Source organism: Vibrio sp. Vb0304, assembly GCF_033338995.1.
In the GTDB taxonomy this organism is placed as follows: Bacteria; Pseudomonadota; Gammaproteobacteria; order Enterobacterales; family Vibrionaceae; genus Vibrio; species Vibrio alginolyticus.
In genome coordinates this window covers 157,262-179,431 of sequence record NZ_JAWOTT010000002.1, presented here as the reverse complement: position 1 = coordinate 179,431, position 22,170 = coordinate 157,262, and the positions used below count along the sequence as shown (strand labels likewise).

Below are 22,170 nucleotides of genomic sequence, written 5' to 3'. Positions count from 1 at the left end.
TGTTCACTTATTGCATACAATATCGATCCTCTTAAAGGGCGAGAGAAACCATGAGCAGTTCTAATCAAGATATTTCCATTGAAAACACGGATTTGTTGACAGAGATTTCCGTCGCGTATTATCAAGACGGTGCGACTCAGGAAGAGATATCGAGAAAATTTGCCATATCACGCGCAAAGGTCGGGCGAATGCTCAAGCAGGCGCGTGATGAAGGCATTGTTGAAATTACCGTTAAATACCATCCGGTGTTCAGCGCCAAGATTGAACAACGTTTGATCGAGCGATTCGGCGTTAAGCGCGCGCTTGTTGCTCTTGATCAACCGAATGAAGAAGCGCAACGACTACAGGTATCGGGATTGGTGTCCAATTATCTCACTAGCACGCTCAAAAACGGCATGGTGGTGACGGTCGGACAAGGGCGCAACGTGTCGTCTGTCGCTCACCATATTGGTGTTATTACGCCGCGTGATTGTAAATTTGTGTGTGGCATTGGTGGTATTCATCCGCGTGGCGGTATGTATAACGCCGACCATATTTGTCGTCAGTTGGCGAAGAAATATGGGGGGACCTCTGAAACACTTTATGCGCCGGCTTACGCAGAAAACAGAGAACAGAAGTTGGCCTTTATGCAAAATGCAACCGTGAAACAAACGCTCGACCTAGCACGTAAAGCCGATGTCGCTTTGGTTGGTATTGGTGACATGAGCGAAAACAGTTACATGGTCGACTTAGGTTGGTTTACGCCTGATGAAGTGGTTCAGTCGAGACTTCAACAAGGTGTGGTAGGGGATTTTGCAGGTTATGACTTCTTTGATATTCACGGTAATGTAGCGAACACGGTAATGAGTGACCGAGTAATTGGACTTGGTATTGAAGAGTTTCGGCCGATCTCGGAAGTCATTGCGATCGCAGCTGAGAACAGCAAGCCACTCGCTCTACTCGGAGCATTAAGAACTGGAGCGATAGACGTGATCGCCACGAGCGTTAGCAACGCATTAACCGTGCTCAACTTAGATGAGCAAATGCACGGCAACGCGACATCTGAACGCTAACGGAAATAGTCGGCTTTTGATGTAGTCAGGCTATGAGGGGTGACAAATCACTCATAGCCAGTTTCTATTTCGAAATGACAAGTTTGGTTTAGAAGCTGCGTTTAGTATATTGGAACACATCATCTTTAGATAAACGTAAGATACTTTGTTAAACAGACACTTGTCTTAACGCTCGATAGGTAGAGAGTGGTCTGCACCCCATTCGGTCCAAGAACCGTCGTACACCGACAGATTGTCCAGACCAATTTGATACGCCGCGAGTAATAAAATGCATGCGGTCACACCGGAGCCGCAACTAAAAATAATTGAAGTGTCACTATCTATCGTTAGTGCGCTAAATATCTGTTGCAACTCTGAATTTGGTTTAATGTGACCGTTGGTTAAGAGTTCTTGAAACGGTAAGCAAACCGAATTTGGAATGTGCCCACTACGTAGACCTTCTCGTGGCTCAGGCACTTCACCAAGGAAGCGTGCTTTGGCTCTGGCATCGATGATATTTGCACTTTTATTGGTGGAATGAGCAAGAACATCTTGTGCACTCAAAAAGGCATTTTGATTGAGCTTACCCGCAAAGTTACCTTTTTCGCTTGGTTGCGATAGGGCACTTTCGACAGGAAATCCGGCTTCAATCCAAGCAGGAAGACCGCCGTTTAAGACTCGAACATTATCATGTCCCATAGCTTTGAACATCCACCAAGCTCTTGGCGCGGCTAAAGTGCCAGAGTTGTCGTAAACCACAATCAAATCTTCGTTGTTCAAACCGAGTTGTTTCGCACTTTGGTTGAAGCCTTCTTCTGTTGGCATCATATGCGGCAGAGAAGAACCGGGTAAGCAAAAGTCATTGTCGTAATCAAAGCGTAAAGTATTTGGAATCCACTTATCTTGAATCTTTTTGCCTTCAGAAGGGATTTGAAACGCAATACTAGCGTCGAGGAGCTTGACGTTAGGTTGGCCGAGAAGGCTATTGAGTTCATCAGTACTAATCAGTGCTTGCATTGTCTTTAGTTTGCTAGGTGGATAATCTTACTGTTTTACAACAAAAAAATCGCATGTTCAAAAGAACGATGCGATTTTTAAGTTAAAGATTGAAGATTTGTTCTGAAAGACAGCTTTCGATTTACCCAGTTACATGGTCCAAGTGTTGTCTCCAGAAGTAATCACTTTCTGAATTGGGTCACTACCGTCATAGAACCAAATTTCAACAAGTAGGCTACCTTGGCTATCAGAAACATTAAAGTCGACATTTGCTGTACCATTGTTGAGTGGAACCGATGCGACTTTGCTTGGGTATTTTGCATCGTAGTTACCTGAACTGTTCTCGACAAACTCTTTGTACACGCTTAGGTGTGCTCGTTGTGAAGAGAAACCACTGATGTCTACATTGAGCGTACCTTCCGTCACTGGGTTGTAGCTAAAGCCATCTGGTACTACTAGATCCTGCATGGTTGCATCTTCCACTGTTACCGTTGTCTCTTCTTCAGTTGTTTCTTCCTGTTGGGTAGTCTCTTCCTCTGCAATGGTGGTTTGGGTTGGTGAAGGTGGTGTACTGTTACCACCTCCGCCGCCACCGCCTCCGCCACAAGCTGTTAGTGCTAATCCCATGATGATTGTGATAAGTGCTTTCATAATGTTATCTCCCTATGGAATGTAGCATTTGTTAGGTGTTGGAGCGGTGTGCCAATCTGTGCTTAGTTCGCCACCAGACTCAGCCCAAGTTTGGAATTGAGGGTATGCATCGACCATGTCTACACGCTCTAGCGGCCAATCCCAATCTTCTACTATCAACAGTGCCCAAGGTAAGTTGTTTGCTGTTTTGAAGTACACACCTTGTGCAGGGTCACTTGCATCGACGCCGACACCGAAGAGGTTTTGGTCATCAAACTGTTCTGTTGGTGCTTGGTCTGCTAAATGAACTTCCCATTTACGACCTGGCTGGAAGGTAATCCCGTCGCCATGATAAGTCCCAGGCGTTGCGAAGATGAACGGGTCGTATGGCATGGCTTGAATAGCTGAACGGTCAGAGCCTTCAGTGAAGTACACATTCAAGGTAAAGGTGAGTGAAACGTTATCATCACAGCCAGACTCGGTGCGGAAGTAGCTACAGCTGCTCGCCGCGTGTGTGCTTAAGTCTTCACTGATGATGAAAATGGCTTCATCAGAAATACTTTCCAAGCCATTAGATGCTTGCTCTACACCATTGAAGGATAGCGTTGTTAATCCGTTTTCAATCGAGCTTCTCAATACACCCGGTAGTCGGATTGCGAAGCCATTTTTGTAACTTGCGCCGTAGGCCGCTAGGTCACCTGTAATCTGGATATTCTCAACATGACCAGCAAGACTGGTTTCAGTGATGCGGAATTTCACGACCACATCGTTCATGTCGTAGTCTGCGGTGTATGGCCAGTTATCTTCGTAAGCCACGGTGGCGTAATCTTCTGCACTCGGGAAATACTCCACTGAGTAACCATTACCAGTGATGGTAATTGGGTAATCTTCCACCTCACCAGACGTTGAGCCACCATCGTAGTTTAATCCGGTTTGTTGGCTAAAGCGGAATCGACTCCAGCTTGAACCTTCCGTTGCAGCGGTTGAAACTACAAACGGTAGGGGATTATTACCCGCAGACAGTAATTGGTCGGTAAAGACTTGCTCACCTTCATCATCAAAGTCACCATCGCGGTTCCAGTCAAACCATGCTGATAGGTAGCCAGAAGTAGAAGCTGTCACATTCACAATTGAGCTTAAGCCTGGATCAAGTGCGGATACAAAACCAACACCATCTTCATCGGCTGTGCCCACAGAGTTATCGTTTGCCTGTCCGTCGGCATCACCATCTGGAGCGACGGAACCAAGCCAAGTTACACCGTCCACTTCGTGACGAGGACCGTTTGACGCAAGTGTTGTGTGGTAGCTGTCTGGAGCATCACCGAAATCAATTGGCTCGTCTTCGTTAATCACCGGAGCATTTGCACAACGTGCACCGTCATTTTGGCTTGAGCTTGGACCGTTGGATACAAACTCAACCGCAGGAACGATACCTGCTGCGATATTGGCTGCGTTACCTTCCGAAAGGTCAACACGATAGATTTTGCCGTCTTGGTTGCGTGACACGTAGTAGTTGCCGTTTACATCGAAGTAGCCAGCACCAAATGTGCCTAACTCGCCAGTGTCACCAATCGCAGTTGCGCTACCATTTGATGGGTTGAACTGATATAGCACTCCAGAGTTATTGTCGATGCCGTAAAGGGAACCGTCGCCTGGATGGAATGCAAAGTCGGTTAGGTTCACCGTCGCTGTTGAACTAATTTTCACGATGCTCAATGTCGCATTTGGATCAGAATCGAGCGGAGAAAGGTCAATGGAGAAAAGTCCTTTGCCTTTGCGGTACAAGTAGTAGACGTGGTTGTAAACGTCACCTACGTAAAACGTGTGGTCGGTAGGAAGACCCGAAACATCAAGCGTCTCTGCTTGGAAGTCTTGACCAAGACGAACAATCTTTTTGTTTGTGGTGTCGTATCCGTAGATATAACGGTCAGTGAAGTTAAAGCCTACACCGTTGATGCCCGAAGCCAAACCTGTGTCGTCCTCTAAAAGAGTCGTAGAACCTGTAACCAAATTGACGCCATAGATTTGAACCGGGGTTGATTGGAATAGGTATGCTTTGCTTGGGCATGTGTCAAATGGCGCCGCTTGTGCGTAAGCGCTCGCTATTAGAGACCCAAGTAATAGTGATGTCCTTTTCATAATTCGCCCTCTCATTGGTTCGTAATATATGCAATGAAAGGAATGTGCCAAATTTTAAGTTTTTGAATTTTATGAAATTAAGGTTTGTAAGAAGAAGGGTTTTAAATCTGATTGTCAAAATGAGAAAAAAGCCCAACATCGAGTTGGGCTTTTTGGGAATGATTAGAGGTATAGAATTAACTACAAACCGGACAGGAGGGCATTTTCATCAGATTCATTTCTCGCCAAGACATGCTGAGCGCGTCCAAAATCAGAATTTTGCCTTTCTTTGGCTGGCCGTAATCAGCAATCACTTTAATCGCTTCCATCGCTTGTACTGCGCCAACAATACCCACAACAGGCGCCATGACTCCAGCTTCGACACAACTTAACGCACCGCTGCCGAAGAGGGCACTTAAGCACTGGTAACATGGTTGCGTTGGGTCATCGTAAGTAAACACACTCACTTGGCCTTCCATACGAATGGCCGCGCCTGAAATTAGCGGTGTTTTGGTCGCAAAACATAGGCGGTTAAGTTGATTGCGCGTATCGACGTTATCTGATGCATCGACAACAATAGTGTGCTGCGTAATCAGGCTCTCTAACGCGGTATCATCAAGACGTTTTGCGATGGTATCTACGATAATGTGCGGGTTAAGCTCGCGTAGCGCATCGGCCGCCGACTCTACCTTCTTACGACCAATATCCGCATCGTGGTGCAGCACTTGGCGCTGAAGGTTAGACAGCTCGACGATATCATCATCAATCAGCGTGATTTTACCGACACCAGCCGTCGCCAAATATTGGCTCGATGCACAGCCTAAACCGCCAGCACCAAGCATCAATACCGATGCTTGTTTGAGTGCTTCTTGTCCTTCAAAGTCAAACTGACGAAGAATGATTTGGCGGTTGTAACGCAACATTTCCTGATCGGAAAGAATATCCACAACGACTTCCTAGTAAAGGGTTGAGTTGAATAGTTGAATCTGAACCGTTTCGCCCACTTCAACTCGGCCGCGTTCACGTTCTAATACAACAAAACAGTTCGCTAGGCTCATGGAGCGGAATGCGCCAGAGCTCTGGTTACCGGTTGTTTCAACCACAAACTTACCATCTTCCAATTTGTAGATACCACGTTGGTAATCGGTACGACCTGGCGCTTTCTTAAAGGCGGTTTTGGTTGTTGCAGGAATAGACTCGGGTGCTTTCCATTCTGTATGGCCTGCAAGTTTTGCCAGCATTGGTTGAACAAGCACGTACATAGTAAGAACTGCAGAAACAGGGTTACCCGGCAGACCACAGAACCAAGCTGTACTTAGCTTACCAAATGCGAAAGGTTTACCCGGCTTGATTGCTAGCTTCCAGAAACCGATTTCACCAAGCTCTTCAAGAATGTCTTTGGTGTAATCCGCTTCGCCGACACTGACACCGCCTGAGGTCACGACCACATCTGCCAAAGTTTGCGCTTGTTCAAAGGTTGCTTTTAGAGTCTCTGGGCAATCTGGAATGATGCCTAGATCAACGGCTTCACAACCGAAGTTCTCGATAAGCGGTTTAATACCGTAACGGTTGCTGTCGTAGATCTGACCTTCGTCTAGCGGTTCGCCCAGTGGTTTAAGCTCATCGCCAGTAGAGAAGAAAGCAACTTTTGGCTTACGTACTACTGTCACGTGGCTAACACCAAGAGACGCAATCATCGGAATATCGCGAGGTGTTAAACGTGCGCCTTGTGCAAGCACGATGTCGCCTTGCTTGATGTCGTCACCTGTTGGGCGGATGTTGTTTTGTGGCTTCACGTCGGTTTGGTTGAACTGAATGCCAGCATCCGTTACTTCTGTGTTTTCTTGCATGATAACGGCATCACAACCCTGTGGGATTTTTGCGCCAGTCATGATGCGAACACAGGTACCTTGAGGCCATTCACCTTCAAAAGGTTGTCCTGCAAATGATTTACCTGCCAGAGGCAATACAGAAGATGACTCAAGATCTTGAATGCGAATAGCGTAACCATCCATTGCTGAGTTATCGAATGGCGGTACGTGAATAGGAGACAGGATGTCTTCTGCCAGTACAAAACCGAGTGCGTCAGCAAGTGGAAGAGAAAGCGTTGTTTGGATAGGTTTGATTCGCGATAGCATTTTGTCCATCGCTTCTTCAATTGGCATCAAGCCAGGTGCGTCGCAGCAGCCCATTGAGAAAATCCTGTGTTCTTTTGTTTTGTGGCAACTTTACCATAAAAGGGGACTGAGTAAGAATGTCCACCTATAAAATATGGGTGTAATTATTCAAAAATCCGAGTATCCTTGTCAGCCATCCAAAAGGGGTAAAAAACCTGCGGAGCTCAAGAAAATCAGCTCAGTACCTTCATCTGATGTGACTTGGTGTAAAGACACGAACTGAGCAACTCAAAGCGAAAAGTATGAATGCAATTTTGATTGGGTTTGTACGAAGGCTGAAGTAAAACAAAAGAGGAAGTGGAATGTCAGGTCTTAGCGAGTCAGCGAAGTTAGTAAAAGAAGCGCTAGAGCAACGCGGTTTGGAAACGCCAATGCGTCCAAATAACGTAAGTCGTGAAGAGAAGAAAGAGAAGATCGAACACCACATGCGTGAGATTTTAGGTCTACTTCAACTTGACCTCACTGACGATAGCCTAGAAGAGACCCCTCACCGCATTGCTAAGATGTACGTTGACGAAATCTTCTCTGGTCTGGATTACTCCAACTTTCCTAAAATCACGGTGATTGAGAACAAGATGAACGTGAGCGAGATGGTTCGCGTGAAGGACATCACAGTGACCAGTACTTGTGAACACCACCTTGTGACCATCGATGGCAAGGCTGCTGTGGCTTACATTCCACGTGGCAAGATCATTGGCCTGTCAAAGATCAACCGTATCGTTCGCTTCTTTGCCCAGCGTCCGCAAGTACAAGAGCGTATGACTCAGCAGATTCTTGTTGCTCTTCAAACGTTGCTTGAGTCTGATGATGTGGCAGTGACGATTGACGCAACACACTACTGCGTAAAATCTCGTGGTGTGATGGATGCAACCAGCGAAACGACGACAACAGCATTGGGTGGTATCTTCAAAAGCAACCCAGCGACGCGAGCCGAGTTTCTGCACGGTTTACGCTAAGTATCAAGCACTATTCTGAGAGGATGGCAAACGCCATCCTTTTTTTATGCTTGTTTAGAAAATGACTTCATGATTTCTGGCCAATACATTTTGACGTAACCTGCCGATACCCAAACAACCAATACAGTCGCGATACTGAGCTCTAGAAAACCAAAGTCGTGTAGCCAGTGCCAGTGAGGGTGCGATTCGGCGAAAAAAGAGGTCAAGCGATGCATTGCGATGGCGCTGATCACGGAAGGAAAGGTTACTGCCGCGATAGAAGGTTGAAACTTCAAGCGAAGTAAGCGGAAGTAACATAAGTAGATCAATAACGTCATAGTGATGGCGATCCCTGCCAATGCGCCTGTCAGTATCGGATCAGGTAAGGGAAAGTTCACCAAGTATGCTGCTAATGACAAGTTTACCGGCGCGGCCATAATCGCGAGGGTCGGTCTTGCTCGCCTTGGTAGAGAGCCGAAAAACACCAAACGATACAACACGAGTGGCAGCATGAAGAAATAAATGCCGATGCACATCATCGCTAACGTTTCGGAGAATAAGTTGTGACCTAGTTGAGAACCGGCTAGTGAACTACTGATCAGCCCCACCGGATAAAGAAACCAACTCGGTACGATATTGGACATTTTGAAGTTCATTAGCTGAAAGCTAAAAAACAGCACCATCATAGTAAAATGCAGCAAAAGCGCCATAAACCAAAGTGGATAAGCGATGATAGGCGCTACAGCGGCAAGATAGTCTGCAAGGATCAGTAACGCCATACTCATTGGTGCCATTAAACTACCACTCAGCGGGTGACGAATGTCGACCATGAATAATCGTGGATTAGCGGCATATTTTATGAGTACAGGGGCGAGTAAAAGTGCGCCGAGTGACGCCAAAAATGGGCGTATCGGTTCACCAATCTCAGGAACATAGAGTGCCCAAGCTTGCCCTAAACCTATCATACCTAGTGCCAACGCGGCTTGAGACGGCGGGACACTATAAAACTGCACAAGTCTTCTCCAGTTCAAATCTACTCCATTTGATTTTTGCCTGAATGAAACAAAACATGACGATTTGGATGAAATGCTCTATTTAGGTAGCGAATACTAACAAGTATGGAGAGGGGTTTCTCATGAAAGGTGGTGAGCAAATATCAGAGAATGATAATTTTGTGAGTTTGGTATCGAATATTTGGGAAAAGATGTAAAAACGCAGAGTTTATCGCTCCAAACCCTTCGATAGTCTGGAGCGAAGTGATAACAAAGAGAATGTTATGTTGATTGATTCTCCGGTAGATCCTGTTGGCGTAACTTTTCGTTTTTGATTGTGCGATGCAGCAACTGGCTGTAAATAGGTTGTCCACCCAACAATTGAGCAATAATCACAGCGCCCAAACAAGTAATGATCAATGGCAGGATTAAGTAGTAGTTATTCGTCATTTCAATCACTAACAGAATACCAGTAATCGGTGCACGTACCGTTGCAGCAAACAGGGCACCCATGCCCGCAATCGCAAATACACCAGGCTCGATATCAAGCGCAGGGAGCAAGACATCAGCACTTGCTCCGAACGCGTAGCCAAATAAGGTTCCCAGAGCAAGCATAGGTGCAAAGATGCCTCCCGGCGCACCAGAACCAAAACAGAGCAGGGTTGTAATTACACGACCAAAGAAAAGCAAAACTAAAATAGATACCGAGTAGTTACCGTTAGTAATGTCAGGAATAAGGCCGATACCACCACCAGTTAGTTGGGGTACGTACAAAAGAAGCAAGCCAAACACGCCTCCCAGTAACGAACCTACAATCAAGTAGCGCTTACGATCGTTTTTGTGAATTGCGACAAAACTGTCTTGTGCCACGGTAATCAGTTTATTGAAGATCACGCCAAACACGCCAAACAATGCGCCAAGCAATAAAAACAGCCATAGGGTTTGAAGCTCTGGCGACTGGTATTGCGGCATAGTGATAACGGCGTCTTGCCCGTTGATGGCGCGAAACACTATGTTCGCCATAATGGCAGAAATGATCACTGCGCGAATTGAGATCAAAGAGTAGCGAAACTGAGGTCGCATTTCCTCCACAACGAACATAATGCCTGCGAGTGGGGCATTAAAGGCCGCAGCCAAACCGCCAGCAGCACCAGAAGCGAGCAGGGAGTGGCGGGTATCGTCATCCTTTACCCGGAATATATCGGTCACCATTCGACCTACAGCACCACCCATTTGAACGGTTGGGCCTTCACGACCCAGCACCATACCTGAGCCAAGTGCGCCCATGCCGCCGAAGAATTTTACTGGTAGAACTCGCCACCAGCGCACTGGACGAATATTATCCATTGCCCCTTCGATTTCAGGAATACCAGAGCCTGCCGCTTCTGGCGCAAAGCGGTGCACAAGAAAATAGCCAACAAAAGCTAAAAGTGCGCTAATGAGAACCGCTGCCAGCCACAATGGTAGAACATTACCAATTTCGCTTCTTAACCATTCTGTTCGTGTTTCAGAAACGAAATGAACGGCAAGCTCGAAATACGTACCGACAAAACCAGCCAACGTACCTACAATGGCCGCCATAATGAGAACAGAAAATGGTGTTGACCCTCGAGAGACAAACTGGTTAATCGCATCTTTCGGTACGTGCGCTAACACAGATTTCACAATTCTCTCGCGTTTGGTCATTAACAAGCTCTCCTGTTGCTGGGGGAAGGTACGAAAGAAAGTATACGCTTCGCAGAGTCTAGACCTAATCAATAAAGATGCAATTTAGCTTTTCACTATTGAGTGTTCGAAGTGTCGCGATATTATTCATTCACTCAGATTGTGCTATTGTGCTATTGCTCTCATAATTTAGGATAAAAAACTTGTTTTTTGAGAAAAATGAACCATGCTTTAAATGTAAAGCAACATGACTGCTTCAGAAGGAGGGATGTGAGGTTTTACACACAATTTGGATGGATTCAAACCCTACGGTAAGTCCTCGTTTTATGTTCGGGATGCATCAATAGACATCGCCGATTCGCACACTCACGATTGAGTAACGAGGTAGAGGCGCACGAACATGTGCGCCTTCTTAATTTCTGCGTTATAACTTTCATCACCATAACTTTCATCGCCACCTGCCACTATTTTTCTCTTGAACATTTTCTTGCAGTTAGTAATGTCTTGGTTCGATGTCAACCAACTAGAGCAGTGCATGCGCTTTTATCTTCGACTCTTACTTTCTTTATGTTGTTGTTCGGTAACGTTTCCGGCACTTTCAACGCCGAGCTGGTGGCAAGACACGTTGTCAGCTATGCCATATTCCAATCTAAAAGAACGTATAGAAAAAAGTGGGAGCTGGTATAGTTGCGAAGTGCAGCTGCTAGACAATTCAACGTTTATCAGCGCATTTTGTTTGGATGATTTTTCGTACTACCAGCAGCACTTGTATGGTGAAGTGGTTTTGAGAAGAGAAAGTGCTCAGTTCTCGTTTCTCACTGAATACGAGTGGCAGCGTCTGAATGACTTACTCCTCAACTTAAGAAAGGATGGGTTAGTTTTACGCAGAGTTACTATCGGACAAGAACACTATGATGTCGTTGAAGCTCTGGAAAAGAAATCTTCCGAACTTGTCGATAAAGAAGTTATTTTGTTGATGAACCGCTATCCGCAAGAAGCGATTCGAAGTTTGCTTTGGGTAAAACCGGACGAGTTTCTGACGCCATCACCGTCCTTAAATGTGCAATTGCGCAGTGATGGCGAAATTATCGAGGTCAAAGTGACTCGTTTTTAGATTCTTTATGGAGAGATAGGAAGGTCGCCATTGCAGATTCGTCCAAAAAACCATCCGATTTTTTGTGAGCGCGCAGGTATTGATAGCCTGCGATTAGCTTGCGGTGTAGCTCTTCTGCATCGTCTGACAACGGCTGATTCATAACGTGTTGAAAGGCAAGTTTGTACGCATCCATATCCACGACTTCAGCACGGCGATATAAATAACCACATCCCGTTGCTAACCATTCGAGAGAGCAATTGGCGCGCATTGCAATTTGATTTGCTTTGGTTAGGCTAGGTTCACTGCCTTTAAGGTATTTGCGTATTAAAGCTTCAGACACATCGACGCGTCGAGCGAACCCGCTGATGCTTTCTTCTCCGATCAGGGTGGCTAGGCGTTGGGCAAAAGACATATTTCGTACTCCAGTTCGAATTGCGAAAGTTTACCCGTTGAGCCGGTACGAAAACAAGACTACGATGAATGCAGATCAATTGAAGGAGAAAACCCATGGTTGCAAAAGTAGTAACTGCACCAAAAGGCCCAGAGTTCTCAGAGCTGGTTCAAGGATATTGGCGTGCAGTTGAGTGGGGAATGACGGCTCAAGAGCGTTTGTCATTTCTTAAGCAACACATTGAGTTAGGCATTACGACAGTCGATCACGCCGACATCTACGGTAATTACGAGTGTGAGGCGTTGTTTGGTGAAGCGTTAGCTTTAGACAAGAGTGTTCGTGAGCAAATTCAGATCGTGACGAAATGCGACATCAATTTGTGTGGCGATAAAACGCCAGAGCGTAAGATCAATCACTACGACACGAGCTCAGCACATATCTACCAATCGGTGAATAACTCGCTAGAACGTTTGAATGTGGATGAAATCGACGTACTTTTAATTCATCGTCCTGACGTGTTAATGGATGCGGACGAGGTTGCAGAAGCATTTTCTGAGCTTCACAAAGTCGGCAAAGTGAAGCACTTTGGCGTGTCTAACTTCACTCCACGCCAGTTTGAACTGCTGCAATCTCGCTTAGGTAAGCCGTTGGTTACTAACCAAGTGGAAATCAACCCACTTAACTTTGAGGTTGCTCACGATGGAACGCTTGACCAAATGCAAATGTTGCGTACGCGACCAATGGCTTGGTCTTGCCTCGGTGGAGGTTCAATTTTTAGTGGTGACAGTGAGCAAGCTGTTCGTGTCCGTAACGAATTAGAAGCAATTCGTGAAGAAGTGGGCGCAGCGAGTATTGACCAAGTAATTTATGCCTGGGTACGTCGTTTGCCATCTAACCCTATTCCAATCATTGGCTCTGGTAAAATCGAGCGTGTGCAAACTGCAGTTAATGCATTGAACATCGAACTTACTCGAGAGCAATGGTATCGCGTATGGGTGGCTTCTAAAGACCATGGTGTGCCATAGAATTGATATCTTATCGATGAAATTGTTATTAAAGGCATCCTCTAGCAGGGTGCCTTTTTAGTTTTAGCGCGTTACTGTTTACCCATTATGGAAATGGAAAGAATGAAATTCGAGCAAAAATGGGCTTTGGATGTTAGCTGCAACTTTTTGCTTACTTTGGGTGGAGGAGTTTTACCCATGTTTGTTTTATGTCACTAAACAGCGAATGTGATGCTTGCTTTTTAGTCATTTTGTTCACTCATTCATTCATATTGCGTATGCTTATTGAATAATAAAGAAATAAAAAACTCGTCAGTTTTCTCGTATTACATGCTGTAACAATCTGTTAGACTCCGGCGCAGATTGTGGAATATAAAAAGGTGATTGAATGTCTTTTCCCGTACTCATCTGTGATGATTCAGCGTTAGCACGCAAACAGATGGCGAGATCACTACCAGCCACATTGAATGCCGATATTACGTTTGCTATCCACGGAAAAAACGCGCTAGAAGAACTCGAAAAAAACGAGTTTAAATTGATGTTTCTTGATTTGACCATGCCAGAAATGGATGGCTTTGAAACACTAGAGCACATGCAACGGTTGGGGGATAAAACTCCGGTGGTTGTTGTGTCGGGGGATATCCAACCTAAAGCGAAAGAGCGCGTGTTCGCACTGGGTGCAAAAGCGTTTATTCAAAAACCGATCGCCAAAGATGAACTCAAGAAGGCGCTTAAAGAGTTGGTCGAGCCAGAACCTCGTCCTCAAATTATCACGCCTGTCTCTATTGAGTTACCGATTTTACGTCGTCGCGATATTTACATGGAAGTGGCTAACGTTTCAATTGGTCGAGCAGCCGATGCATTGGCGCGTCACTTTGATGTGTTTGTGCAACTACCTCTGCCGAACGTCAATATCTTTGAAGTGAGCGAACTTCACATGGCCCTACGCGACTTGGCGTCGCATGACAACGTATCGGGTGTTTGTCAGGGATTTTGTGGCGAAGGTATTGCTGGCGAAGCGCTAGTGATTTTGAGTGATTCAAGCGTATCTGATCTCAAAAAGTTGATGAAAGTACCAGCAGACAGCGAAGAGCTAGAAGAGCTTGAGCTGCTAATGGATATTTCTAATATTTTGGTGGGGTCGTTCTTAAATGGTTTAGGCGAGCAGTCTGAAGTCCGATTCTTCCAAAGTCCACCAGTACTCCTTGGTCAGCATATCTCAATTGACTCGATCATTGAATCTACAACTGGAGCATTCAGCCGCACGATGACATTCGAAGTGAGCTACAACATTGAAGGAACGTCGATTCGTTGTGACTTGTTGTTTATGTTTGTGGACGAATCCTTGCCGCTGCTTGATAACAAACTGTCTTATCTAATGGAGGAGTTCTAATGTTGAATATGCCAGCAGAGTTTGAACAATTCCATTGGATGGTGGATATGGTACAAAACGTTGACATGGGCTTAGTGGTCATTGATCGAGATTACAATGTACAGGTCTGGAATGGGTTTATGACTCATCACAGTGGTTTGCAGTCTCATGATGCGATAGGTCGTTCTATATTTGATATCTTCCCTGAAATCCCACAGGAGTGGTTTAAATTAAAAACAAAACCAGTGTATGACCTAGGCTGTCGCAGCTTCATCACATGGCGACAACGACCTTACTTATTCTGCTGTCGCAATGTTCGACCAGTTACGCAGCAAGCGGAGTTTATGTACCAGAATGTTACGTTGAACCCAATGCGCACACCGACTGGAAAAATCAACTCGTTGTTTTTGTCTATACAAGACGCGACGGCTGAAGCTCTGATGTCTCAGAATCAATAGCGATAAAAAACTTTCTCAAAAGCCAAGGTCCGCCTTGGCTTTTTTGTATACTTATAATTGTGTTTCCCAATGCGTAGAACGTGAATATGGACTTTAATCTCGCCCTAAAACTCTACACCGCAGAGCAAGTAAAAAACGGTGAAACGCTGGCTGCGCAAATGGCTGGTGTTTCTATGTATAGCTTAATGCAACGCGCTGGTATGGCCGTGTATGAGCGCTTTTTACATCTGTATCCTAAATCAAAAAATATCTTAGTGATTTGCGGTAAAGGGAATAACGGTGGCGATGGTTACGTATTTGCATCTCTTGCGAAACAAGCTCAACTCAATGTACATGTTTTCCAAATTGGTGATGTATCTGTGCTAAAAGGTGATGCTTTGCGCGCATACCAAGACTGGCAGTCAATCGACGGTGTTAACAATGATTGGGATGAATGGAATACCGCATTGCTAGAAGCAGATGTGATCATCGATGCCATGTTAGGCACTGGTTTAAGCGGTGAGGTTCGTTCGGAGTATCGTCGCTATATTGACCAAATTAATCAAATTCATACCCCTGTGATTGCAGTCGACGTTCCTTCTGGTCTGTGTGCTAATACAGGTGCAGTTTTAGGTGATGCTATTCGTGCCGAGCATACTGTAACCTTCATTGGGGTTAAGCAAGGCTTATGCACTGGACAAGCGAGAGATCGAGTTGGCGAGCTCTACTTTTGTGGTTTAGGCGTCAATACTAAGTTTGATACTATCGAAGTAGAAAGTGCATTAGGTATTGATCATCAGGTTGTTTCAAGATTAATGCCCAAGCCAAATCCAACGGTCCATAAAGGTGACAACGGGAAGTTGCTTTGTGTTGGTGGCAACCAAGGGATGTCTGGAGCGATTCGTTTATGTTCCTCCGCTGCGATTAGAGCCGGAGCGGGTTTAACTGCCGCAATTACTCACACGAGTAGCCTTATTCCACTGCAGGTTGGTTGCCCAGAAGTAATGAGCCAGAGCATCACCGCTGACTTACTCAGGGATACTGAGAACGACTTAACTAAACGCATACGCTGGGCTGACGTATTAGTGTTTGGTCCTGGCTTTGGAGATGATGAGTGGGCTTATCAAGCCTATCAATATCTGGCTCAAGAGCAGAAACCTAAAGTTGTTGATGCTGATGGCCTCAATATTCTAGCGATGCTGAGCCAGCGATGCGATGGCACTCTAGTGTGCGACAACCATCGAGTGATCACGCCGCATCCTGGAGAGGCAGCTCGACTACTAAATGTAACCATTCAACAAATAGAAAGTGACCGATACTCTGCTGCAAGACAACTGCAAGAGCGTTATGGCGGTGTAGTGGTTTTAAAAGGCGCGGGGACGCTTATTTACGATGGAACGAGAATGTACGTCTGTCTAGCGGGTAACGCCGGAATGGCGACGGGGGGAATGGGAGATGTGTTATCTGGAGTCATTGGTGCATTACTAGCCAAAGGTTTACCAATTTCTGTTGCCGCACGTTTAGGTGTGGTACTTCACAGTCATGCTGCTGATATAAACGTGAGTCAGAATGGTCAAATTGGTCTTTTGGCAAGTGATGTCGTTAGCACTCTTCGTACCGCTATCATCCAAGAGCTCTATCGAGTTTAATTAGATTTCATGCATTTTTGAGAAAATTGGTCGATTTTTTTGAGTACTTTTTTACGAATTAGCAGGGCATCTTAGTATTAGGTGATTGAGTTTTAGGCAGATTTGAGAGGTGATGCGTTTTAATTTTTAAGATATGACGCAAAGGTTTGCGCAATGGGTTAACTTAAGTGCTTTCTCAAGTTGTTGATAGTTATAAATAATAAGAGGTTTTGGTGACTTGGGGAGCGTTTTTGATATGCGATTTTCAAGATGGTATCACAAAAAAAATTCAAATATCAGACTTGTAGGAAATAAATCACAGCCTATAATGCTGAAAACCGGAGCGTCTGCCAACGCTCCGGTTTTTTTGTGTCCGAAGAACAGTGAACTCGTCTGCCAACGAAATCACTACGCACTCTGAAATGACACATATACATATGAATCAAGGAATTACACAATGCGTATCGAACAAGAACTTAAGTTAGGTTTTAAAGATGTACTGTTTCGCCCGAAACGTTCTACCCTTAAGAGCCGTTCTCAAGTAAATTTAACCCGCGATTTTACATTCAAGCATAGTGGTCGTCAATGGTCTGGTGTGCCAGTAATCGCAGCAAACATGGATTCGGTTGGTAGCTTTGCAATGGCTAAAGCGCTGGCTGAGCATGGTGTAATGACCGCTGTTCACAAACATTACACGGTAGAAGATTGGGCTGAGTTTGCTAAATCAGCAGATAAAGTAACCATGAATAACGTTATGGTGTCTACTGGGACATCTGACGCAGACTTCCAAAAAACCAAAGACATCATGGCACTTTCAGATGAATTTATTTTCATTTGTATCGACATTGCAAATGGTTACTCAGAGCATTTGGTCGAGTATGTTGAACGCGTGCGAGCAGAGTTCCCAGACAAGGTCATTTCTGCAGGCAACGTGGTTACTGGTGATATGTGTGAAGAGCTAATCCTAGCTGGTGCAGACATCGTTAAAGTGGGTATCGGCCCAGGCTCTGTATGTACAACTCGTGTAAAAACGGGTGTTGGTTACCCGCAGCTTTCTGCAATCATCGAGTGTGGTGATGCAGCGCACGGCCTTGGTGGCATGATCGTCGGTGACGGTGGCTGTTCTTGTGCGGGTGACGTAGCGAAAGCATTCGGTGGTGGCGCGGACTTCGTAATGCTAGGTGGGATGCTAGCGGGTCACGAAGAGTCAGGCGGCGAAGTGATCGAGAAAGACGGCGAGAAGTTCATGAAATTCTATGGCATGTCGTCGAAGAGCGCGATGGATAAGCACTCAGGTGGTGTCGCTGGCTACCGTGCGGCTGAAGGTAAAACCGTATTATTGCCATACCGTGGTAGCGTTCACGGCACTATTCAAGACATCCTTGGAGGCGTTCGCTCAACATGTACATACGTAGGTGCAGCAAAGCTTAAAGAGCTAACCAAGCGTACTACATTCATCCGCGTTCAAGAACAAGAGAACAACGTGTTCGGTAAAGAGTAAATCGACTGAATGTAACAAGTGTAAAAGCAACCATACGTTATATCTATAGCAGATAAAACTATACTATATGCAGCTATGAGCCAGAGTGAGATTGATTTCTTACTCTGGCTTTTTGCTTCTCATTTGTTTGCGCTTCAAAATTAACTCTAAGCGATTTTAATAGTTGGTCGAGATTCGACTTGTTCAAACGGTAATGATGTTGTAACTGGCATGAGCTGTAAAACGCTTGAAATCTGACAGTCTCTATTTAACCCAATATAGTCTTTGACATTAGCGACTCGCCAAGTCATGTCTCCGTAAGTACGCAGATAGAACGCGGGTGATTGATGACTGTTATGTCTAATAACGCTCCATTGGGTAATATCACTAAAAAAGACTTCAGGGTTATCGGATGTCTCAAACTCATTCGCCATGATGCCCAAAGGTATATCAACGCGATTAAGTAGCTTTTGTCCGAGTGAGAAGGCTTCGTCGAAGTTAGTTGGTTGTTCGCTTAACTGCTTAATTGCATAGGTTTGTACAAATCGAGACGGCGGTGTTGGGTCGGCGGGTAGACCCATCAAGCCAGCGCCATTGATTGATTGAAGTGGGCCAGGCACTTGGACATGACGTTGCATGGTTGCTTCATTGTTCGGTTCTGGGTTGTAGTTGCGCAAATTGGAAAAATAAGAGAGGTGATTGACATGCCAATGGTAATTTGGGCAGTTAGTCATTACTCCAACGTAGGAGTGGTCCACAACCACTTTATAATCATCAAAGTCGTATTCGGTACATTGATAGCGTGCTTGCTGATTTTCCTCTTTGCTGAACATATCGCTTTCTTTGAATGCTCGATAGATATGCATATTACCGTTAAGAAACTCAATGACGGCACTGTCATTATTTGCATCGTGAATCACGAAATGCTGGTCCAAAGCCATGTTGTCACTCTCTGTTTCACCAGTTGAAATAGTCGAGTTAAACACGTAAACGGGGTGGGTGGTGAAGTAGGTCACCATCTCGTCCACAGTATTAAACGTAGACAAGATAAAAGTACCAAACAGGCCGCTGCCTAATGCAAAGGCATCATCAGGGATGTGAGAGGTCGATACATTTTGATTGAGAATGGGCAAGTACAGTGACCCAACAGAAAGGCCAGATTCATTAATGCCATCAGCTGTTAAAAGAGGGTTATTATACCGGGTAATGGCATTGCAGTGTATGAAGCTCAACTCTCCCTGCCAATTTGCTCGAAACTCACATTCTTTACTGTGACGTTTTGGCGGCTGACCATTGAAAACACGGTCGGCTTTTCCGTCGGAAGTAAAGGTCGTAATTTGGTAAGTTTGTTGGGCTCTAAACCAAATCTCGGTCTGAAGGTTAACTGCAAACTCCATGGTTCTAGCGGATAAGGTTTGGTTGTTGCAACCATAATTGATATTAACATCTGTACACATAGCCATGCTTTCCGTTGTTTATCTTGAATGATGAATATCCAAGAAACCCTCTGAATCAAATGCTTAGAGATTACGTGGATATAGATGAATTGCGCTTTAATAATGGTTTTAGCCATTGAGATAAGCGCATGCTATTAAGTTAAGCATTCAATCAAAAAACGTCAGTAGCAGTTTAGTATCAGTTGATAGAGTTAAAATAAAAAGTGATGTATTAAGTAAAACTCTTTGATCTTAGAAATTAATAATATATTTATTTTTTCAATCTTGGTTACTCTAGATTTAAAGTTTATTTTAAAAGTGATTTGTATTTATTCGATTATCTTGCAGTGGTGATATAAAGTGAGAACATAAAGTTAACAATTTCAGATTGTGATTGAAAATGGGGAGAGTCTTCAATCCAAATACCGAGAAATGAAACTGCCCGAGAAGTTGTGCAACTGTCTCGGGCGAAGTGATGAATCAGGTGAGCAGCTATAAAGTTTTCTCACAAGAACCGCTAAGTGGTGGAGATATTTTTAAATTATCATTAAAGATTTCTACAACGACGGGGCCTTTATTTTCATCTTTTGCATAGTATGCACAGGGCTTGTCCCCAGTATAGGTTTTACCTGCCTTTTTGAAACTGTAATACCAGGAGTCATGGGTAGCGGCACCGGATTCAAAACTAGCAGATTCAGATTGTTCGCCAATATTCAAGTCGAAATGAACCTCCATTTCCGGAGAGTCTTTAAATCTCACATATCCGGTGATTTTATCGTTGGAGTTATTTTTAACGTAAAATGAACCCTTAGTTGTCATAATTTTTCCTCTTTTTTAATTTCTATACGTGATAGAACGGCCAAATGACGTTCTGTTAATATATGCTTTTTAAGATGCATATTGATGTTAAATGATGGTCTTATTAGTTCTAAGGTGATTAAACTTATCCTTAGCGTATTTTTCTTTTATACCGATTAAGTCGCGGTAGCTTCGATCAAAATAAACGCTTGTCGGAATTGCCGGATCTTTAAAGCTGATGAAGGCACCATAGGTTCCCGGTATATCAGCTTCTCTGGCTTTATCAATCCAGTCCATGGCTCTGTTTACATCAACAAGTACTGGGTTATTTTGTAGTTCTAGTTTTTGCTTTATCTCTTCATTCCACCAGGTTTGGTATTGGACTGTATATTGACACTGGCGGTAGGGGAAAGATATGTCTTCAAGGTCGTCTGAGTGATGATAAAAACCGCCAGTGATCGCCCCTAAGGTTACGTAACTAAATAGCCCTTGATCGCGGTTTTCTGGCTTTATCAAAGGTGAAGTTAAGCTTTGCAAAAGTGCAGTATAGCCTTCTGGTTTAAGACCTCGCTCTGACACCAATCGCGAAGTGATTTTGTGAGGTGCTGGGGCGTCATAATCGGGAGGGAAAGGAGAACCGTTTTGACACAAAGAATCGCGCCCCCATGTGCTCATCAGGGAGTGATCGTATTTCTTCCCGTCAAAGTCAGTGCCATGTGCTTCATAGACTTGAACTAAATCAGGGAAGCAAGCGCCAAATTGAACGGCTATAAATTGGTGAAGATCTTGTTCTGTTCCTTCCCAGTAGCCATACATGGTGCAGTGATGGCTGATGGTTTCAATATCACAGTGGTTAGATGATTCAGGCAGAGCATCAATTTGCAAGTTGGTGCCAAGAAGTTTAGGCGTATCGAGGCTTTTTATAGCCTGCTCCCAATTTTTTAGCACATCTATGGTAGGGTGCGTTGGTATTGGCTGAAGCATACCGTTGATTTTTGGATAGAGGTTCCACTGAAGCTCGAAGCGGTGGATCTCTTTGGGTAAAGGGAATGTTTTTACGCGTAGCTCGGTAACAATGCCATAGCTCATGCCTCCGCCGCCTCTTAGTGCCCAAAATAGGTGAGGGTTGGACTCTGCTGAGACTTCTGTGATCGTACCATCACCCAATACCACGGTTGCACTCACTAGGTGCTCACAACACATGCCGTATTTTCGCGTCCAAGGGCCCCATCCTCCGCCTTGAATATAGCCAGTCAACCCAACTGTGGCACAGGTTCCATGTGCAATCATTCGATCATGCTCTGCAAGTTTTGGTGTCAGTTGATAGAAGCGATAGCCAGCACCAATGGTGGCAATATTGTCACACAATTGGAAGGTCTTAATTCTGCTCACGTCAATCAAAATGACGTTGTCACCACTGCATTCACCTGCGTGATCATGCCCTCCTGAGCGAACACGAATCGGGAGATTGAATTGAGTTGCTGTTAGATAGGCTTGCTGAACTTCTTGCGTACTTTCGCACATGACAATGACAAAGGGTTGGTGTTGATAGCGAGTATTGAAGATGAGTGACTCGACTTGATATTGGTTCAAACCGGGAACCGGTGAAACCGTGTTTTCAAGAGGTGTCAGTAATCGTTCTTTAGGAAAACCGCACTTATCCATTTTCTGAATAAACAGTTTGGCATTATTGACTGAGATTGAGTACGCGCTAAGTACAGCGAGGCGTTGTATTTGAGGGTTAGGGTGCTGTTCTACCACTTGGTTTTCTTTAGTTCCCTGCATCCATTCATGTTCCATTATTTTTTCCATTTGGCTTATGTATTGAATAGTTGTTCAAATATTAAACCAAGTGCATATATTCACCATATCAGTTTGGTATCAGTTGTTCTGTACAAATCGCCAAAAGCATCAGCGAGAGAGCAACAATATCTGGTTGATGAAAAGAACGATCGGCATCTGCGTGACCGTGGATAATTTATGT

19 protein-coding genes are annotated in these 22,170 nt (G+C 44.7%); 8 read left to right on the top strand and 11 right to left on the bottom strand.

Annotated elements, in window-relative coordinates; genetic code table 11:
- The first annotated feature begins 50 nt into the window (after nt 1–50).
- Nucleotides 51–1,052, top strand: a complete 1,002-nt coding sequence (locus R7P35_RS05800) for a sugar-binding transcriptional regulator (RefSeq protein ID WP_005387670.1) — start codon at nt 51–53, stop codon at nt 1,050–1,052.
- Nucleotides 1,053–1,217: 165 nt separating this feature from the next.
- On the opposite strand, the gene R7P35_RS05795 is transcribed toward R7P35_RS05800, so the two are convergent.
- The 5 genes from R7P35_RS05795 to moeA form a co-directional block, all read right to left on the bottom strand.
- The gene (locus tag R7P35_RS05795) at nt 1,218–2,048 is read right to left on the bottom strand and encodes a sulfurtransferase (RefSeq protein ID WP_042522665.1); all 831 of its coding nucleotides are present in this window, start codon (nt 2,046–2,048) and stop codon (nt 1,218–1,220) included.
- Between the two features lie 129 nt (nt 2,049–2,177).
- Nucleotides 2,178–2,678 carry a hypothetical protein gene (locus tag R7P35_RS05790; RefSeq protein WP_130546363.1) on the bottom strand — a complete coding sequence of 167 codons (501 nt, stop codon included), beginning with the start codon at nt 2,676–2,678 and terminating at the stop codon, nt 2,178–2,180.
- 12 nt (nt 2,679–2,690) lie between these two features.
- On the bottom strand, nt 2,691–4,796 hold the full coding sequence (locus tag R7P35_RS05785) for an LruC domain-containing protein (protein WP_258458569.1): 2,106 nt from the start codon (nt 4,794–4,796) through the stop codon (nt 2,691–2,693).
- Nucleotides 4,797–4,972: 176 nt separating this feature from the next.
- On the bottom strand, nt 4,973–5,722 hold the full coding sequence (gene moeB, locus R7P35_RS05780) for a molybdopterin-synthase adenylyltransferase MoeB (protein WP_213904420.1): 750 nt from the start codon (nt 5,720–5,722) through the stop codon (nt 4,973–4,975).
- 9 nt (nt 5,723–5,731) lie between these two features.
- Entirely contained in the window at nt 5,732–6,967 is a 1,236-nt protein-coding gene (moeA, locus tag R7P35_RS05775; protein ID WP_213904421.1) for a molybdopterin molybdotransferase MoeA, read from the bottom strand.
- A gap of 287 nt (nt 6,968–7,254) precedes the next feature.
- On the opposite strand from moeA, the gene folE reads away from it, so the two are divergent.
- On the top strand, nt 7,255–7,908 hold the full coding sequence (folE, locus tag R7P35_RS05770) for a GTP cyclohydrolase I FolE (RefSeq protein WP_005373478.1): 654 nt from the start codon (nt 7,255–7,257) through the stop codon (nt 7,906–7,908).
- A 44-nt stretch (nt 7,909–7,952) separates the two neighbouring features.
- Here the strand turns inward: folE and R7P35_RS05765 are convergent, their stop codons facing one another.
- Together R7P35_RS05765 and clcA are read right to left on the bottom strand one after the other, a co-directional pair.
- Nucleotides 7,953–8,900 (bottom strand): TDT family transporter, encoded by a 948-nt coding sequence (locus R7P35_RS05765; RefSeq protein ID WP_005373475.1) that lies wholly within the window; start codon nt 8,898–8,900, stop codon nt 7,953–7,955.
- Nucleotides 8,901–9,161: 261 nt separating this feature from the next.
- Nucleotides 9,162–10,565 (bottom strand): H(+)/Cl(-) exchange transporter ClcA, encoded by a 1,404-nt coding sequence (clcA, locus tag R7P35_RS05760; RefSeq protein ID WP_206953448.1) that lies wholly within the window; start codon nt 10,563–10,565, stop codon nt 9,162–9,164.
- Nucleotides 10,566–11,043: 478 nt separating this feature from the next.
- Here clcA and R7P35_RS05755 point away from each other — a divergent pair, with 478 nt between their 5' ends.
- The gene (locus R7P35_RS05755) at nt 11,044–11,658 is read left to right on the top strand and encodes a hypothetical protein (protein WP_242542021.1); all 615 of its coding nucleotides are present in this window, start codon (nt 11,044–11,046) and stop codon (nt 11,656–11,658) included.
- On the opposite strand, the gene R7P35_RS05750 is transcribed toward R7P35_RS05755, so the two are convergent.
- The gene (locus R7P35_RS05750; protein WP_005387686.1) at nt 11,639–12,052 is read right to left on the bottom strand and encodes a helix-turn-helix domain-containing protein; all 414 of its coding nucleotides are present in this window, start codon (nt 12,050–12,052) and stop codon (nt 11,639–11,641) included. The genes R7P35_RS05755 and R7P35_RS05750 overlap by 20 nt on opposite strands.
- Nucleotides 12,053–12,147: 95 nt before the next feature.
- Between R7P35_RS05750 and R7P35_RS05745 the strand changes: the two genes are divergently transcribed.
- The 5 genes from R7P35_RS05745 (at nt 12,148) to R7P35_RS05725 (ending at nt 17,973) form a co-directional block, all read left to right on the top strand.
- On the top strand, nt 12,148–13,056 hold the full coding sequence (locus R7P35_RS05745) for an aldo/keto reductase family oxidoreductase (RefSeq protein WP_206953449.1): 909 nt from the start codon (nt 12,148–12,150) through the stop codon (nt 13,054–13,056).
- A gap of 367 nt (nt 13,057–13,423) precedes the next feature.
- Nucleotides 13,424–14,428 carry a response regulator gene (locus tag R7P35_RS05740; RefSeq protein WP_005373466.1) on the top strand — a complete coding sequence of 335 codons (1,005 nt, stop codon included), beginning with the start codon at nt 13,424–13,426 and terminating at the stop codon, nt 14,426–14,428.
- Complete coding sequence (locus R7P35_RS05735) at nt 14,428–14,865, top strand: PAS domain-containing protein (RefSeq protein WP_005373463.1); 438 nt, start codon at nt 14,428–14,430, stop codon at nt 14,863–14,865. Before R7P35_RS05740 ends, R7P35_RS05735 begins: the two co-directional genes overlap by 1 nt.
- Before the next feature lie 86 nt (nt 14,866–14,951).
- Nucleotides 14,952–16,493 (top strand): NAD(P)H-hydrate dehydratase, encoded by a 1,542-nt coding sequence (locus tag R7P35_RS05730; RefSeq protein WP_042522658.1) that lies wholly within the window; start codon nt 14,952–14,954, stop codon nt 16,491–16,493.
- A 436-nt stretch (nt 16,494–16,929) separates the two neighbouring features.
- Nucleotides 16,930–17,973: a GMP reductase gene (locus tag R7P35_RS05725; RefSeq protein WP_005373458.1), complete on the top strand. Its 1,044-nt coding sequence runs from the start codon at nt 16,930–16,932 to the stop codon at nt 17,971–17,973.
- Nucleotides 17,974–18,119: 146 nt separating this feature from the next.
- Here the strand turns inward: R7P35_RS05725 and R7P35_RS05720 are convergent, their stop codons facing one another.
- From R7P35_RS05720 to R7P35_RS05710, 3 genes are all read right to left on the bottom strand, one after another.
- On the bottom strand, nt 18,120–19,409 hold the full coding sequence (locus R7P35_RS05720) for a linear amide C-N hydrolase (protein ID WP_017635214.1): 1,290 nt from the start codon (nt 19,407–19,409) through the stop codon (nt 18,120–18,122).
- 471 nt (nt 19,410–19,880) lie between these two features.
- Nucleotides 19,881–20,207 (bottom strand): hypothetical protein, encoded by a 327-nt coding sequence (locus R7P35_RS05715; RefSeq protein WP_042522657.1) that lies wholly within the window; start codon nt 20,205–20,207, stop codon nt 19,881–19,883.
- Nucleotides 20,208–20,294: 87 nt separating this feature from the next.
- On the bottom strand, nt 20,295–21,986 hold the full coding sequence (locus R7P35_RS05710; RefSeq protein WP_005373452.1) for an FAD-binding oxidoreductase: 1,692 nt from the start codon (nt 21,984–21,986) through the stop codon (nt 20,295–20,297).
- Between the last annotated feature and the right edge of the window lie 184 nt (nt 21,987–22,170).

Coding starts and splice junctions, on each gene's coding strand:
- R7P35_RS05720 (WP_017635214.1), bottom strand. CDS start 19,409: ATGTGTACAGATGTTAATATCAATTATGGTTGCAACAACCAAACCTTA.
- R7P35_RS05710 (WP_005373452.1), bottom strand. CDS start 21,986: ATGGAACATGAATGGATGCAGGGAACTAAAGAAAACCAAGTGGTAGAA.
- R7P35_RS05730 (WP_042522658.1), top strand. CDS start 14,952: ATGGACTTTAATCTCGCCCTAAAACTCTACACCGCAGAGCAAGTAAAA.
- R7P35_RS05800 (WP_005387670.1), top strand. CDS start 51: ATGAGCAGTTCTAATCAAGATATTTCCATTGAAAACACGGATTTGTTG.
- folE (WP_005373478.1), top strand. CDS start 7,255: ATGTCAGGTCTTAGCGAGTCAGCGAAGTTAGTAAAAGAAGCGCTAGAG.
- R7P35_RS05725 (WP_005373458.1), top strand. CDS start 16,930: ATGCGTATCGAACAAGAACTTAAGTTAGGTTTTAAAGATGTACTGTTT.
- R7P35_RS05740 (WP_005373466.1), top strand. CDS start 13,424: ATGTCTTTTCCCGTACTCATCTGTGATGATTCAGCGTTAGCACGCAAA.
- R7P35_RS05790 (WP_130546363.1), bottom strand. CDS start 2,678: ATGAAAGCACTTATCACAATCATCATGGGATTAGCACTAACAGCTTGT.
- R7P35_RS05745 (WP_206953449.1), top strand. CDS start 12,148: ATGGTTGCAAAAGTAGTAACTGCACCAAAAGGCCCAGAGTTCTCAGAG.
- R7P35_RS05715 (WP_042522657.1), bottom strand. CDS start 20,207: ATGACAACTAAGGGTTCATTTTACGTTAAAAATAACTCCAACGATAAA.
- R7P35_RS05750 (WP_005387686.1), bottom strand. CDS start 12,052: ATGTCTTTTGCCCAACGCCTAGCCACCCTGATCGGAGAAGAAAGCATC.
- moeA (WP_213904421.1), bottom strand. CDS start 6,967: ATGGGCTGCTGCGACGCACCTGGCTTGATGCCAATTGAAGAAGCGATG.
- R7P35_RS05785 (WP_258458569.1), bottom strand. CDS start 4,796: ATGAAAAGGACATCACTATTACTTGGGTCTCTAATAGCGAGCGCTTAC.
- R7P35_RS05755 (WP_242542021.1), top strand. CDS start 11,044: ATGTCTTGGTTCGATGTCAACCAACTAGAGCAGTGCATGCGCTTTTAT.
- R7P35_RS05795 (WP_042522665.1), bottom strand. CDS start 2,048: ATGCAAGCACTGATTAGTACTGATGAACTCAATAGCCTTCTCGGCCAA.
- R7P35_RS05735 (WP_005373463.1), top strand. CDS start 14,428: ATGTTGAATATGCCAGCAGAGTTTGAACAATTCCATTGGATGGTGGAT.
- clcA (WP_206953448.1), bottom strand. CDS start 10,565: ATGACCAAACGCGAGAGAATTGTGAAATCTGTGTTAGCGCACGTACCG.